Source organism: Actinobacillus porcitonsillarum (assembly GCF_003101015.1).
GTDB lineage: Bacteria > Pseudomonadota > Gammaproteobacteria > Enterobacterales > Pasteurellaceae > Haemophilus_A > Haemophilus_A porcitonsillarum.
The window spans coordinates 1,224,011-1,237,584 of the sequence record NZ_CP029206.1 but is presented as its reverse complement, the minus strand read 5'-3'; the positions used below and the strand labels follow the sequence as shown (position 1 = coordinate 1,237,584).

At 38.8% G+C, this 13,574-nt stretch carries 12 protein-coding genes and 3 tRNA genes; 1 reads left to right on the top strand and 14 read right to left on the bottom strand.

All coding sequences use genetic code 11. The annotated features are described in order from the left end of the window. Positions 1 to 19: 19 nt before the first annotated feature. The 9 genes from tolA to DDU33_RS06020 form a co-directional block, all read right to left on the bottom strand. Positions 20 to 1,402, bottom strand: a complete 1,383-nt coding sequence (gene tolA, locus DDU33_RS06060; RefSeq protein ID WP_108923752.1) for a cell envelope integrity protein TolA — start codon at positions 1,400 to 1,402, stop codon at positions 20 to 22. Between the two features lie 17 nt (positions 1,403 to 1,419). Beyond that, on the bottom strand, positions 1,420 to 1,860 hold the full coding sequence (tolR, locus tag DDU33_RS06055; RefSeq protein ID WP_005821126.1) for a colicin uptake protein TolR: 441 nt from the start codon (positions 1,858 to 1,860) through the stop codon (positions 1,420 to 1,422). A 72-nt stretch (positions 1,861 to 1,932) separates the two neighbouring features. Further along, positions 1,933 to 2,613: a protein TolQ gene (gene tolQ, locus DDU33_RS06050; protein WP_005821128.1), complete on the bottom strand. Its 681-nt coding sequence runs from the start codon at positions 2,611 to 2,613 to the stop codon at positions 1,933 to 1,935. Between the two features lie 24 nt (positions 2,614 to 2,637). Then, entirely contained in the window at positions 2,638 to 3,036 is a 399-nt protein-coding gene (gene ybgC, locus DDU33_RS06045) for a tol-pal system-associated acyl-CoA thioesterase (protein WP_108923750.1), read from the bottom strand. Positions 3,037 to 3,150: 114 nt separating this feature from the next. Beyond that, positions 3,151 to 4,425: a tetratricopeptide repeat protein gene (locus DDU33_RS06040; protein ID WP_108923748.1), complete on the bottom strand. Its 1,275-nt coding sequence runs from the start codon at positions 4,423 to 4,425 to the stop codon at positions 3,151 to 3,153. A gap of 44 nt (positions 4,426 to 4,469) precedes the next feature. Next, complete coding sequence (ybgE, locus tag DDU33_RS06035; protein ID WP_039896173.1) at positions 4,470 to 4,757, bottom strand: cyd operon protein YbgE; 288 nt, start codon at positions 4,755 to 4,757, stop codon at positions 4,470 to 4,472. Positions 4,758 to 4,768: 11 nt separating this feature from the next. Continuing rightward, the gene (locus DDU33_RS06030; protein ID WP_005821133.1) at positions 4,769 to 4,867 is read right to left on the bottom strand and encodes a cytochrome bd oxidase small subunit, CydX/CbdX family; all 99 of its coding nucleotides are present in this window, start codon (positions 4,865 to 4,867) and stop codon (positions 4,769 to 4,771) included. Between the two features lie 9 nt (positions 4,868 to 4,876). Then, positions 4,877 to 6,013 (bottom strand): cytochrome d ubiquinol oxidase subunit II, encoded by a 1,137-nt coding sequence (gene cydB / locus DDU33_RS06025; RefSeq protein ID WP_108923746.1) that lies wholly within the window; start codon positions 6,011 to 6,013, stop codon positions 4,877 to 4,879. A 12-nt stretch (positions 6,014 to 6,025) separates the two neighbouring features. Continuing rightward, positions 6,026 to 7,576, bottom strand: coding sequence for a cytochrome ubiquinol oxidase subunit I (locus DDU33_RS06020; protein ID WP_005819901.1), 1,551 nt, complete (start codon positions 7,574 to 7,576; stop codon positions 6,026 to 6,028). Between the two features lie 420 nt (positions 7,577 to 7,996). On the opposite strand from DDU33_RS06020, the gene DDU33_RS06015 reads away from it, so the two are divergent. After that, positions 7,997 to 8,326: a DUF5339 domain-containing protein gene (locus DDU33_RS06015; RefSeq protein WP_005819899.1), complete on the top strand. Its 330-nt coding sequence runs from the start codon at positions 7,997 to 7,999 to the stop codon at positions 8,324 to 8,326. A 116-nt stretch (positions 8,327 to 8,442) separates the two neighbouring features. Here the strand turns inward: DDU33_RS06015 and DDU33_RS06010 are convergent. The 5 genes from DDU33_RS06010 to mfd all read right to left on the bottom strand — a co-directional run bounded on the left by DDU33_RS06010 (position 8,443) and on the right by mfd (position 13,381). Next, positions 8,443 to 8,518: transfer RNA gene (locus DDU33_RS06010), tRNA-Gly, on the bottom strand. Positions 8,519 to 8,531: 13 nt separating this feature from the next. Further along, positions 8,532 to 8,618 (bottom strand) — tRNA-Leu (locus DDU33_RS06005). 195 nt (positions 8,619 to 8,813) lie between these two features. Next, a tRNA-Gly gene (locus DDU33_RS06000) sits at positions 8,814 to 8,889 on the bottom strand. Between the two features lie 182 nt (positions 8,890 to 9,071). Next, positions 9,072 to 9,881 (bottom strand): Cof-type HAD-IIB family hydrolase, encoded by an 810-nt coding sequence (locus DDU33_RS05995; protein WP_005819842.1) that lies wholly within the window; start codon positions 9,879 to 9,881, stop codon positions 9,072 to 9,074. Between the two features lie 44 nt (positions 9,882 to 9,925). After that, positions 9,926 to 13,381, bottom strand: coding sequence for a transcription-repair coupling factor (gene mfd / locus DDU33_RS05990; protein ID WP_108923744.1), 3,456 nt, complete (start codon positions 13,379 to 13,381; stop codon positions 9,926 to 9,928). Positions 13,382 to 13,574: the final 193 nt, after the last annotated feature.

Sequence of the window (13,574 nt, the reverse complement as noted above, 5' to 3'; positions counted from 1 at the left end):
ATTTAAACCCCTGGGTTAATTATAAAACTTTCAGCCCAAATTTAATAACTGGTGACTGATATTTACTATACGTTTCATCATTTGGTGCACGTGGAACATCTCTCGCTCTTGTAATGGCTGCTATTGCAGCGCGACAAATATCATCAGGACCAGAAATCACTTGATGACTAGAAATACGTCCATCACGTTCAATATTGATTTTAACGCGACATTCACGACCACTAAAGCTCGGATCAACTTGATATGTGCGAGCTAATTTTTTCTTAATTAGCTGTTCATACCCTCTATCCGCAACACCTTTACCATCGCCAATTCCTTTACCGTTTCCGTTTCCTTGTGATCCTGCAGAATTTTTATTTCCACCACCACTAGAACCGCCACCGATATCACCACCAGCAAGGAAGTCGTCTAATGCCTTATTATTTTTTGCTCTAGCTGCAGCCGCTTTTGCTTCTGCATCAGCTTTTGCTTTCGCCTCGGCCGCTGCTTTGGCTTTTGCTTCTTTTTCAGCTTTTAGCTTAGCTTCTTTTTCCGCTTTCTCTTTCGCTTCTTTTTCAGCCTTTAATTTAGCCTCTTTTTCCGCTTTCTCTTTCGCTTCTTTTTCAGCCTTTAATTTAGCATCTTTTTCCGCTTTCTCTTTCGCTTCTTTGTCAGCTTTTAGCTTAGCCTCTTTTTCTGCTTTCTCTTTCGCTTCTTTTTCAGCTTTTAGCTTAGCCTCTTTTTCCGCTTTCTCTTTCGCTTCTTTTTCGGCTTTTAACTTGGCTTCTTTTTCCGCCTTTTGCTGAGCCTCTTTAGCTTTTTTCTCTTCTTCTGCTTGTTTAGCTGCAGCTTCTAAACGTTTAGCTTCAGCATCAGCTTTCAAACGAGCTGCTTCAGCCGCTTTCTTCCGCGTGGCTTCTTCTTGCTTTTGCTTTTCAAGTTGCTCTTGTTTCAACTGTTCTTGCTTTAGTTGCTCTTGTTTAGCTATTTCTTGCTGACGCTGTTCTTCAGCTTTTTTACGAAGTTCTTCTTTTTGCTCTTGTTGCTTTTTCTGTTCTAACAGTTTTGCAACACGTTGCTGTTCTTCTAATGCTTTTTCTTTTTCCTTTTCCTGTTGTTGAGCAACTTCTTGTTCAGTAGAAGTTTCTTCAGTCTCCTCAACTTTTTCAGGTGTTTCTTCAACAACTTTAGGTGATGACGTTCCTTTTTTATCTGATTTTAAACGCCCATATTCTGCTGCCACTTGCCCAGTATCAACCATGACAGCTTCGAATTCCTCTCCACTACCACCATTTCCACCAGCTGCTTCAGGTAACGTCGTATCAGTAAACATTGAACCAAGTAAAAGCAATCCTATCAATACAATATGTAGAAGAAAGGAGATGATTACTGCAAATTCAAGTCTATCGTTTCGAGATCTCACACATTATCCTTGAATAATTATTTACCTTGGGTCATTAAACCAGCTTTCTCAATACCTGCTTCTTTTAGCAGCACAATACCTTTAATAATTTCTTCATAAGGTACGGTTGCATCACCAGCCACTAAAAATACGGTATTCTGATCTTTTTTAAATTCTTCACCGGCAAATGCAACAACTTCTTGATCATTGAGATCTTCGCCATTTGCACCAGTGATAAAATTCCCATCAATTTTTAACTTATATAATCCGACGCCCGCTACTTGTAAAATAACAGGTGTTTTATCTTCATTTGTTACCGATTGACTATGTCTATCTTCTGGTAAATTTACTTCAACACTTTGGCTGATTACCGGTGCTGTTGCCATAAAAATAAGCAACAACACTAATAGTACATCTAAAAATGGCACAATGTTGATTTCAGATTTAATGTCATTACGTTTACGACGGCGGTAAGACATATATTCCTCTTTTTATCTTGTTAAGATTTGCCCATGCAAGCGGTCAAATCTACTAACTTATTTACACATTTATTATTTTTTTGAGAATACTTGACGATGTAAAATCGTAGTAAATTCATCAATAAAGTTTGCGTAATTTTGCTCTAATTTATTTACTCGTAGATTTAAACGGTTATATGCCATTACTGCTGGAATTGCCGCAAATAGACCAATCGCCGTAGCAATCAATGCTTCTGCGATCCCCGGAGCAACCGACTGTAAAGTCGCTTGTTTTACCGCACTTAACCCCATGAAAGAGTGCATAATCCCCCATACCGTACCAAATAAACCAATGTATGGACTAATTGAACCTACGGTACCTAAAAATGGAATATAGCTTTCTAAACCTTCAACTTCACGATTTAAAGCAAGATTCATTGCACGGCTTGTTCCTTGAATAATTGCTTCTGGCGCTTCAGGGTTGGCATTTTGTAAACGTGAAAACTCTTTAAATCCCACATAAAAAATTTGTTCTGAACCATTTAAACCATCACGGCGATTTTCTAAACCTTCATGTAAACGATTTAAATCTTCGCCAGACCAAAATTTATCTTCAAATGCTAAAGAATCTTTATTAGCTTTTGTAAGTGTACGGCTACGTTGAATAATAATCGCCCAAGATAATACCGAGAATGCAATAAGGATTAAGATAACAATCTTAACCACTATACTTGCTTGCGCAAATAAAGAAACAAGGTCAAATCCAGTTTCCATTTAAAACTCCGAATTAGTAAAAAATTAATACTTTTGAACCGCTTGTAAAGCATTCAAAATATGATTAGGAATGGCGATAGGTTTCATCTTCGTTAAATTAACGCTTGCTACTATAACAGTAGCTTCACTTAAACAAATATCGTCTTTCCACAATTGTTGATTAAAAACAATGGTTGCTTTCTTCACTTCTGTGATGATCGTTTTTATTGTTAATAAGTCATCTAAACGAGCAGGAGATTTATAATCAATAGAAAGCTTTTTTACTACAAATGCAATATCTTCAGCTAATAATTGCTGCTGAGAGAAACCACTTTGCCGTAAGAATTCTGTTCTTGCTCGCTCGAAAAAACAGATGTAATTAGCATGATAAACCACTCCGCCAGCATCTGTGTCTTCGTAATAAACTCGTATAGGAAAATCCAAAATAAAATCTCCTACTAACAAAACATAAAAACGCCTAAAAATTAGGCGAAATTAGCTTACTATTTTAGATATAGCGAGAAAGTTGTGCAAGTGTTTTGTAATAAAAAATAGCATTTAATTTTCATGGATAAGTTGGTATGAAAAATGCCACTGATTTTCTGCAATTCTAAGGCTATAGTGATAAGGTAGATTCACTTCCACAATATAGTCATCTGAATATTGTTTTGATAAGGAAACATAGGAACAGACCTCATTACCATCTTCATCTTGTAAGAACCATTTTACATGTCCTATATAAGCTTTATCTAAATAAAATTTAACTGTTTTTATCCCTGAATCGATCATTCCTACATGAAAATAGGGGATCTTTTCTATTTCTGAAATAGGATAGTCTGGATAACACAAACTATTTGGTTCCAGCATATAATTATCATGAACAATGACGCTTTGAGAAACCGTAGGCCAAATTATTTTTCTCAGAAATACTTGATCAATTGTTTTGTTTAAAATGGAGAGGTTCGAAAAATGCTTTGTTACCAACTCTTCCATATTTTTTAGAACGCCGGCATATCCTCCCCACATTCCTGCCAATATCAGCTCAGAATGTTCGTATGCATCTCTCATAATATGAAACCATTTACCTGAAGATAGCCATTCATCAACGGCTGCTTTCTCTTTATAAGAAAGCAAAGAGTCTGCATCACGAATAATAAAACATTGAACATCTTTGTCATCGAAAACAAAAAAGCGCCAAAATAAGCCTGAGATTTTCTTTTGTTCTTCCGTTACATATACAATCTGCGCACCATTGGCTTCAAGGCGCTGAATAATATTTTTAGGAACACTATCATCCACATAAAAACGGCACGTCCACTCCGGATAAATTTGTAAAGCAATACGGCTATTAATAACAGCGGTTTCACAATAACGAGGAAGCTGCCCAAATAGGGAGTAACAAATAAGATTTTTACTTTTATCATGGCTTAATCCAGGTGGAGCCATGCTAGGTATGGGGAATATGGTAACTTTCTCTTTAGAAACTTCTTCTTTCTTTACCTTCAAGGAAAGTTTTGCGTAATATCGACTTTCTTCATAGCGATGTAATTTTTGTGTCACAGAGACTAATTCATCATAAATGGCGGAGTTTACCTGAATTCCGCTGACCTGAATCGCCTTCATTAAATGATTATACGCCGTGAGATGATTACCTAACTTACTCTCAGCAAATGCAAGATCTGAAAGAGCAAGGGGTACATTAGGCGCTAATTTAAGTACTTTCGACTCCAAAATATCTTTGGCTAATAGATAATCTTTATTATCAAATGCCACTCTCACTTCTTTTGCAAAAATTAAAAGCTGCTGATTAATTCGATCAATATCTAAACTCATACAAACTCTTGTCATTAAAAATAAAGAGCCCAAAGGCTCTTTATTTATTTAAAAACTAACATTATCAATGCAGAGATGATAATCACATATCCCCATAATGGCATAAAAATACATTTCCATAATCGGCTTTTTATATCAAAACCTACTGCATGAATCATTAAAATAGCCATTCCATAAAAAACAAGAAGCGCTAAATAAGGAATTTTACCACCAAAATATTGTGCAAAAATATTTGAATACATCAAAATAGCAATAAACATTCCTAGGGCTAGGATAAAAGAAAGGGCTTGTAGCCAGCCCTTTCTTGTTAATGAATAGAGTGAGTTAATCATTCTATTACAACCTATTCGTCAAATTTACCTGTTTTTTCAATTTTAACTGTCATAAATACAGCAAAATAGATAGCAAGGAACATGCCGAAGAACCACGTTAAATAAAACATAATATTTCCTTAGTATGCTGTACTATTGTTGTCTTCAATGAACTTAGCATCAAGACGACCATACATTTTGATGTATGACCAAATTGTATATAGCAATACAATTGGTACAAAGAAGCATGCTGCATAGAACATAATAGTTAAAGTATTATGGCTTGCTGTCGCATCCCAAATAGTTAAGCTCATTTCCGGGTGAGAAATAGAAGGCATTACAAATGGGAACATAGATACAGCCGCTGTTACAATAACACCAATTTGCATCAATGATGAACTAAAGAAAGCAAAGCCTGAACGATTCGCTTTAGATGCCAAAATAGTCAATAAAGCACCTAATACTGCGATTGCAGGTACTACCCATAATACAGGCATTTCGGCATAATTCTTAAACCATGCACCACTTTCAACACTTACGGTTTTATTTGTTAATAGCGATTGTGCATGATGATCTAAAGCACTCGTTAATACAAAGCCATCTTTAAAGTATAACCATACACCCGCTAATACGAATGCAACAAGTGCAACGCCTGCAGAAAGTTGTGCCCATGCTCTTGCACGATTACGCAAATCTGCCGTTGTTTTCATTTGTAACCAAGTAGCACCTTGTGCTGTAAGCATAGCTAAACTTACCACACCACAAAGTAATGCAAACGGATTTAATAAACCGAAGAAGCTACCTGTGTATTGCACTTGATTAATTTGGTTGAATTCAAAAGGTAAACCTTGTAGTAAATTACCAAATGCTACACCAAAAATTAATGACGGAACGAAGCCACCAACGAATAAAGCCCAGTCCCAAGCATTACGCCATTTTGGTGAATCAATTTTTGCACGGTATTCAAAACCAACCGGACGGAAGAATAATGCAGCAAGAACAAGTACCATCGCAAGATAAAAACTTGAGAAAGACGTTGCATATACAGTTGGCCATGCTGCAAAAATCGCACCACCACCTGTTAATAACCAGACTTGGTTACCATCCCAGTGAGGAGCAATAGAGTTAATCATGATTCGGCGATCTGTGTTACTTTTACCAATGACTGGTAAAAGATTTAAAACGCCCATATCAAAGCCATCAGTAATCGCAAAACCAATTAACAATACCGCAATTAAGATCCACCAAATAAAGCGGAGAACTTCATAATCTAACATAGTCTATTCCTCTTATTTCGCAGATTGTTCAAAGTAGTATTTACCAGTTTTTAATGAACTTGGTCCAAGGCGACCATATTTGAACATTAAATACATTTCAACAACAAGGAATACTGTGTATAAACCACAGAGTAAACCAATTGAGAGCCATAATTCTCCCGTTGTTAAATTTGATGCTGAAATACCTGTTGGTAAAATTTCATATACTGCCCAAGGCTGACGAGCATATTCAGCTAAGAACCAACCTGATTCAATTGCAATCCATGGTAATGGCATTGACCATAATACCGCTTTAAGGAACAATTTATTTTTACCCACTGTACCACGGTAGTTAAAGAAGAATGCTAATCCAATAATCACGGACATTAACATACCTGAACCAACCATTAAACGGAATGCCCAGAAGTTAGGTCCCACATTTGGAATTGTTGCATCTGCCGCTTTGATAATTTGCTCTTCTGTTGCTGTCGTTACATCATTTACATATTGTTTTAACAACAAGCCAAAGCCTAAGTCTTTTTGTACTGCTTTAAAGGCTGTTTTCTCTTCTTCCGTATAGTTTCCTGAGCGTAATTTTTCTAATAATACAACCGCAGTTGCACCATTACGAACACGCTCTACGTTCTCTTTACGAATATCATTTAAACCTTTAATTTCTGTATCAAAAGAACGAGTAGCAATCACACCGCCTAAGTAAGGAATTTGAATTGCAAATTCATTTGTACGAGCTTCTGAATTTGGGATCGCAATCGCATTGAATGCGGCAGGAGCAGGATGGGTTTCCCATTCAGCTTCCATTGCTGCTAGTTTTACAGGCTGTGCTTTACCGATTTCATAGCCAGACTCATCGCCCATAAGGAGAACTGCAAGGATAGCAAATAAGCCAAAACTTGCACCTACAGAGAATGAACGTTTAGCAAACCCTAAATCACGACCTTTTAAAATATAGTATGCGCTAATACTTAATACAAAAATCGCACCACAAGTGTAGCCAGCAGTGATTGTATGTAAAAATTTACTTTGGGTTACAGGATTAAGAACAAGATCTGAGAAGCTTGTCATTTCCATACGCATGGTTTCAAAATTGAATTCAGAACCCACAGGGTTTTGCATCCAACCATTTGCAACCAAAATCCACATTGCAGAGAAATTTGAGCCGAATGCAACACAGTATGTTGCTAATAAATGTTTCTTCTTAGATAAACGATCCCACCCAAAGAAGAATAAACCAACGAATGTTGATTCTAAGAAGAACGCCATTAACCCTTCAAGAGCTAGTGGTGCACCAAAAATATCTCCTACATAGTGAGAATAATATGACCAGTTGGTTCCGAATTGGAATTCCATAGTAATACCGGTAGTCACCCCTAAAGCAAAGTTAATACCAAATAATTTACCCCAGAATTTAGTCATATCTTTATATACTTCTTTACCTGTGGTTACATAAAGCGTTTCCATCACAACAAGTACGAAAGAAAGGCCTAATGTAAGCGGCACAAATAAGAAGTGATAGAGTGCAGTTAAAGCAAACTGCAAACGTGAGAGTTCTACAAAGTCTAACATCTCAAACCTCTTACTTAATAATATGCATGAATATATTATTCGAAAATCTTCGAATAATCCCCCCATAAAACTTTGACCTAACGCAAAAGTACTCCCTTACAATAGGTACAATAAAGTTTCAGGAACGTATTCTACCTTTAAACATAAAAATAAAAAACAGCAGAATTTAACATCAATTTAACCTCTTAATAGTATTGTTAAAACTTTATTGACTTTTTTTAACTTCTAAAAAAATAAAAAACAACTTTTTAAGCAATTTTTTATTTTTTCTTTTTATTTTTTGAGCAAACTCAAAAAAATAAAATGATTTTTTACTCATTTAATGCTGACAATTTACCTAAACCGTGCTACGCTTCGCAAAATTTGTTACACATCACATCTACACCATAGATTTTAACTATAACTGAAAAAGGTAAAAACATGCTTAAAAAGTTTTTTATCACATTACTTCCTGTTAGTTTTATCATGTTGTTTAGTTTAAATGTAAATGCAGCGGTAAAAACATCATCCCTTAATATTGGAAAAACACCGGCAACAAAACTAACAGAACAGTGTAAAAAAATGTTTAGTGTCGCAGATACACTTATTCGAGATGCTGAGAGACAACCTGGTACCCATACTCAAGTTGCAAAATTAAAAAGTAAGTTATCAACAACTAAACAACAAATTGCTAAAATGGAATCTGATCTACAGCAAAAAAGTTGTGATAAAGGATTAACTGCCTTAAATACACTGAAGCAAAAACATTAATATTAAAGAGCCGAGATTAAATCTCGGTTTTTTTTGTTTTTAAATACTTGAAACAATTATTTAATATAAGATTTTTAGGTATAAAAAAAGCACCTCATGGTGCTATCATTTTAGAATGGAGCGGGAAACGAGGCTCGAACTCGCGACCCCGACCTTGGCAAGGTCGTGCTCTACCAACTGAGCTATTCCCGCATAGATAATTAAATGGTGCCCGAGGCCAGACTTGAACTGGCACGCCCCGAAAGGCGAGGGATTTTAAATCCCTTGCGTCTACCGATTCCGCCACTCGGGCATCAATATAACATTGAATTTTTGATTGATACTTAGTAGTACCAAACAACGAGGTATATGATATTTGTTCTGATAGAATTCTGCAAGAACTTTTTTCTTAACCTTTAACTGATTGAATAAAAATCATCTAAATAGAATATAAGTTAGCCAGAGGAATCAGAATAAAAAAAAGCACCTTTCGGTGCTATCTATAAAATGGAGCGGGAAACGAGGCTCGAACTCGCGACCCCGACCTTGGCAAGGTCGTGCTCTACCAACTGAGCTATTCCCGCTTAAAACGTTATGGAGAGATGACGTTTTGTTCGTGGCGTATTTTATTGCAATTCCCTTGTTTGTCAAATAAAAATTAAAACACTGGTTTTATTTGCTTAAAAGTTAAACCGCCATACTGTTCTGCCAAAATTCGCAAGAGATCAAACAAATCGAACCGCTTGCTAAAGCAGTTTTCAAGCGGTTAAATTATTCCCAATTTTTGCAAAGCAACTAAAATACCGTCTTGCTCAATCGGTAAGGTAACATAATCCGCCACAGATTTTAATTCCACCTCTGCATTACCCATTGCAACACCAAAGCCCACGGCTGAAATCATTTCTAAGTCGTTTAACCCATCACCAAATGCCATCGCATTTTCAGGGCTAAAACCGAAATAGTGAAGCACATCTTGAATTCCTCGTGCTTTAGAATTCTGTTTATTCAGTAAATCAACAGAATACTTATGCCAGCGAACTTCTTTCAAATCATCTTCTAACACACCCGAGGCAACAACCTCTTCCGTTCTCTCTTGTGGGAAAAAGGCTAAGAGTTGAATAACGGTGTGTGATAAATAAAAATCAGGATCAACAATATAATCGGCTTTTATCGGGCGCAACGATTCTTCAACTTCTGGCGTATTACGGGAGACCGCAATTTCTTCCGCCGTAACAAATGCATATTCAATATCGAGAGCTTTCAGTTTCACTAAAATGCGCTCAATTCGTTCTTTTGTTAGTGGATATTCACTAATAATTTGATCACGATAAAGGTTATATTGCCCATTAATGGTAACAAAAAGCTCAAAGCCGTTTTCATTCATCAGCGGCTTGAGAGCCTCAGGAAAAGCACCATAAGCCCTGCCGGTTGCAATCGCAGGAATAATCCCGTTCGCACGCAGTTTCGGAAGCACTTGTTCAGAAATAGAACGGGGAATTCGTACTTCTTTTTTATAGTATAAAGTTTCATCAATATCAAAAAAGACAATTTTAATCGGGCTGCTCAATTTCGCCATAAAAAATTCCTACTGTTAATAAATGTTAAGCAATATCGTACAAGTTAAGACTTAGCCAATCCTTCAATCAACTCCGCCACAAATGCCAAACGATCTTCCGCCCGTTCCATTGGCTTGGTAAAGCGGAACTTCAACGGACCATCAAATTTATAGACATTTTTATCCGCTTGGATTAGTTTTAAGAACTTCATCGGATCAGGCGTTGCGGTTGGTTTGAACTCAAGATAACCGCCGTTGATCCCTGCATCGACTTTTTTCAACTGTAATCCTTTTGCCAAATGGCGTAATTGGGTAATTTGGAACAGGTTTTTCGTGGCTTCCGGCAGTAAGCCGAAGCGGTCAATCAGCTCGATTTTCAGATCTTTTAAGGCTTCATCACTCTCTGCACTGGCAATCCGTTTATAGAACGACAAACGCATATTAACATCAGGCAGATAATCATCAGGCAGTAACGCAGGCACGCGTAATTCAATATCCACTTGCTGTTGGGTAATTTCGTCTAAAGTAGGCTCACGCCCTTCTTGCAAGGCTTTGACCGCATTTTCAAGCAGTTCCATATAGAGTGAGAAACCTAAGCTCTCAATCTGTCCGCTCTGTTCGCTCCCCAGCAGTTCACCCGCTCCACGAATTTCAAGATCGTGGGTCGCCAGCACAAAGCCAGCCCCAAGGTTATCAATGCTACTCATCGCTTCAAGCCGTTGCTGTGCATCTTTGGTCAGCATTTTTGGCGGTGGGGTTAGCATATAGGCATAGGCTTGGTGGTGCGAACGTCCGACACGCCCACGCAGTTGGTGTAGCTGTGCCAAGCCGAATTTATCCGCTCGTTCAATAATAATGGTATTGGCAGTCGGCACGTCAATCCCTGTTTCAATAATGGTTGAGCAAACCAGCAGATTAAAACGCTGGTGGTAGAAATCGGACATAACCCGTTCCAACTCACGCTCTCGCATCTGCCCGTGCCCGATCACAATACGAGCTTCCGGCACCAGTTCGGCAAGCTGTTGGGCGGTATTTTCAATGGTCGCCACATCATTATGCAGATAATACACTTGTCCGCCACGCAGAATTTCACGCAAAATCGCTTCTTTGATTACCGTATCATCGCTTTGTCGCACAAAGGTTTTGATCGACAAACGACGAGCCGGCGGACTGGCGATAATCGACAGATCTCGCATTCCGTTCAACGCCATATTGAGCGTTCTTGGAATTGGTGTTGCCGTGAGCGTGAGAATATCAATGTTGGCTCGCAGTTGCTTAATTCGCTCTTTTTGACGCACGCCGAAGCGGTGTTCTTCGTCAATCACCAGCAAGCCGAGATCCTTGAACTGAACATCTTCTTGCAATAATTTATGCGTGCCGACCAAAATATCGACCTTGCCGTCCGCCACTTTTGCCAAAATCTCTTTCTGCTCTTTGGCGGTTTTGAAACGGGAAAGCACTTCCACATTGATCGGATAATTAGCAAAACGATCTTTAAAATTCTCAAAATGTTGCTGTGCCAACAAGGTTGTCGGAGCAAGGATCGCCACTTGTTTATGGTTCATTACCGCCAAGAAGGTCGCTCGCATTGCCACTTCGGTTTTACCAAAGCCGACATCGCCACACACAAGGCGATCCATCGCTTTCGGCAAGCACATATCGCTAATCACCGCATTGATCGCCGTTTTCTGATCTTCGGTTTCTTCAAACGGGAAAGTGTTGCTAAATTGCACGAACGCATCTCGATCATACTCGAACGCAAAGCCTTTTTGCGATTCACGTTTCGCATAGACATCAAGCAACTCCGCCGCTACATCACGAATTTTCTCCGCCGCTTTTTGGCGAGTTTTCGCCCAAGCTTCCGATCCCAGTTTATGTAACGGAGCATTTTCGTCCGTTCCGCCGATATAACGGCTAATTAAATGGAGCGAAGCCACTGGCACATAAAGTTTGGCATCGTTGGCATAATGCAACACAAGGTATTCCGCCTTAATACCGCCTGCATCAAGGGTGGTTAAACCGCCATAACGCCCCACGCCATTTTCCAAATGCACCACCGCTTGCCCGATTTTCAGCTCGGCAAGGTTGCGGATCAAGGTATCGGGATTAACAGTTTTACGGCTTTTCTCTTGTCGGCGACTTTGCTGTACTTTCTCGCCTAACAGATCCGTTTCGCAAATTATCGCCAGTTTTTGACCGCTTGTTTCAATAATAAACCCTTGGTCAAGCGGTGAAATTAGCAAAGAAATTGACGAATTGCTCTCAGACAGTTGCTTCACTTGCTTTGGCTTGATATTTAGCGGTGCCAGTAGCTCCAGCAAGGTTTCCCGTCTGCCTTCCGTTTCCACCGAAAAGAGAATTTGCCCCTTAAATTTCTGTTGAAACTGTAAAAAAGAGGCAAAAGGTTCTTTTTGGTTGGATTGCACCGCAATGTCAGGCAACGGCTCAAGGTTGGCGTTCTGCTTCGCCGCCGAACTGCGGACTTTCTCGTTAGTTAAAGTTAAACGTGGATAGCCTTTTAGCTGTTGGTTAATCTGATCGATATTGAACCAAAGCTGTTCAGGTGGAAGTAGCGGTCGCATCGGATCGACACGGCGACTTTCATAACGTCTTGCGGTATCTTGTTGAAATTGCTCGGCTTTTTGCTGAATATCGGCAAAGGTAATAAACAACGTTTGTTCAGGCAGATAATCAAACAAGCTCGCCATTTGTTCAAAAAAGAGCGGTTGCCAGTATTCAATCCCTGCATTCAAAATGCCTTTGCTCACCTGTTGGTAAATATGTTCAGGTTCACGGCGAATTTCACCAAATTGTTCACGGAACTTACCACGAAAATACTCGATCCCGTTGCTATCTGTCGGGAACTCGTGGGCTGGCAATAAATTGATTTCATCAATCTGCTCAATGGTACGTTGATTATCCACATCAAAGGTGCGGATCGTGTCGATTTCATCATCAAAAAAGTCCAAACGATAAGGGGAATTTGCTCCCATCGGATAAAGGTCGAGCAATGCCCCTCGCACCGCATATTCGCCATATTCCAGCACTTGTTCCACCGCTCGATAACCAGCATTTTCCAGCTGTAAGCGTAATTTCTCAATCGAAAAACGGTCGCCTTTTTTAATCAACAATACATTGTTTGCCAAATAACTCGGCGGACAGACTTTTTGTAATAAGGTGTTGATTGGCAACAGGAAAATCTGCTTCTGTCCTTGTTGCAACTGAAATAACGCAGATAAACGGGCGGAAATAATATCTTGATGGGGCGAAAAGTTGTCGTAAGGCAAGGTTTCCCAGTCAGGAAAAAGCTGTACAGGCAGTTTAGTAAAGCTCGGCAAACTTTTTTCCAACCGCAACGCCGTACGGGTATCAGGCGTAACAACGACAGTCAAGCCTTGAAATTGCTGGCTTGCCTGCACAATCGCAAGGATATCAGAATGCCCGATTAAGTTACCTAAAGTTTGATGATCTTGATGTGTGCTGTCCGCTTTCGGCAGACGAAATTGAAATTCAAATGACATACAAGCGGTTTGATTTATCCGAAATGTTGCAAATGAAGGAATTGTACTCGCTCTAAAGATGGGTTGCAAAAATTTCTATCATGTGGAATTTGAGCATTTTATATGCGAAAAAAATAAATTTAGTAAAAAAATTTAATGAATGTTTCATTGTTTAGAAATGGTTTAAAAGTTCAACAAAAGATAAAAAACAGTA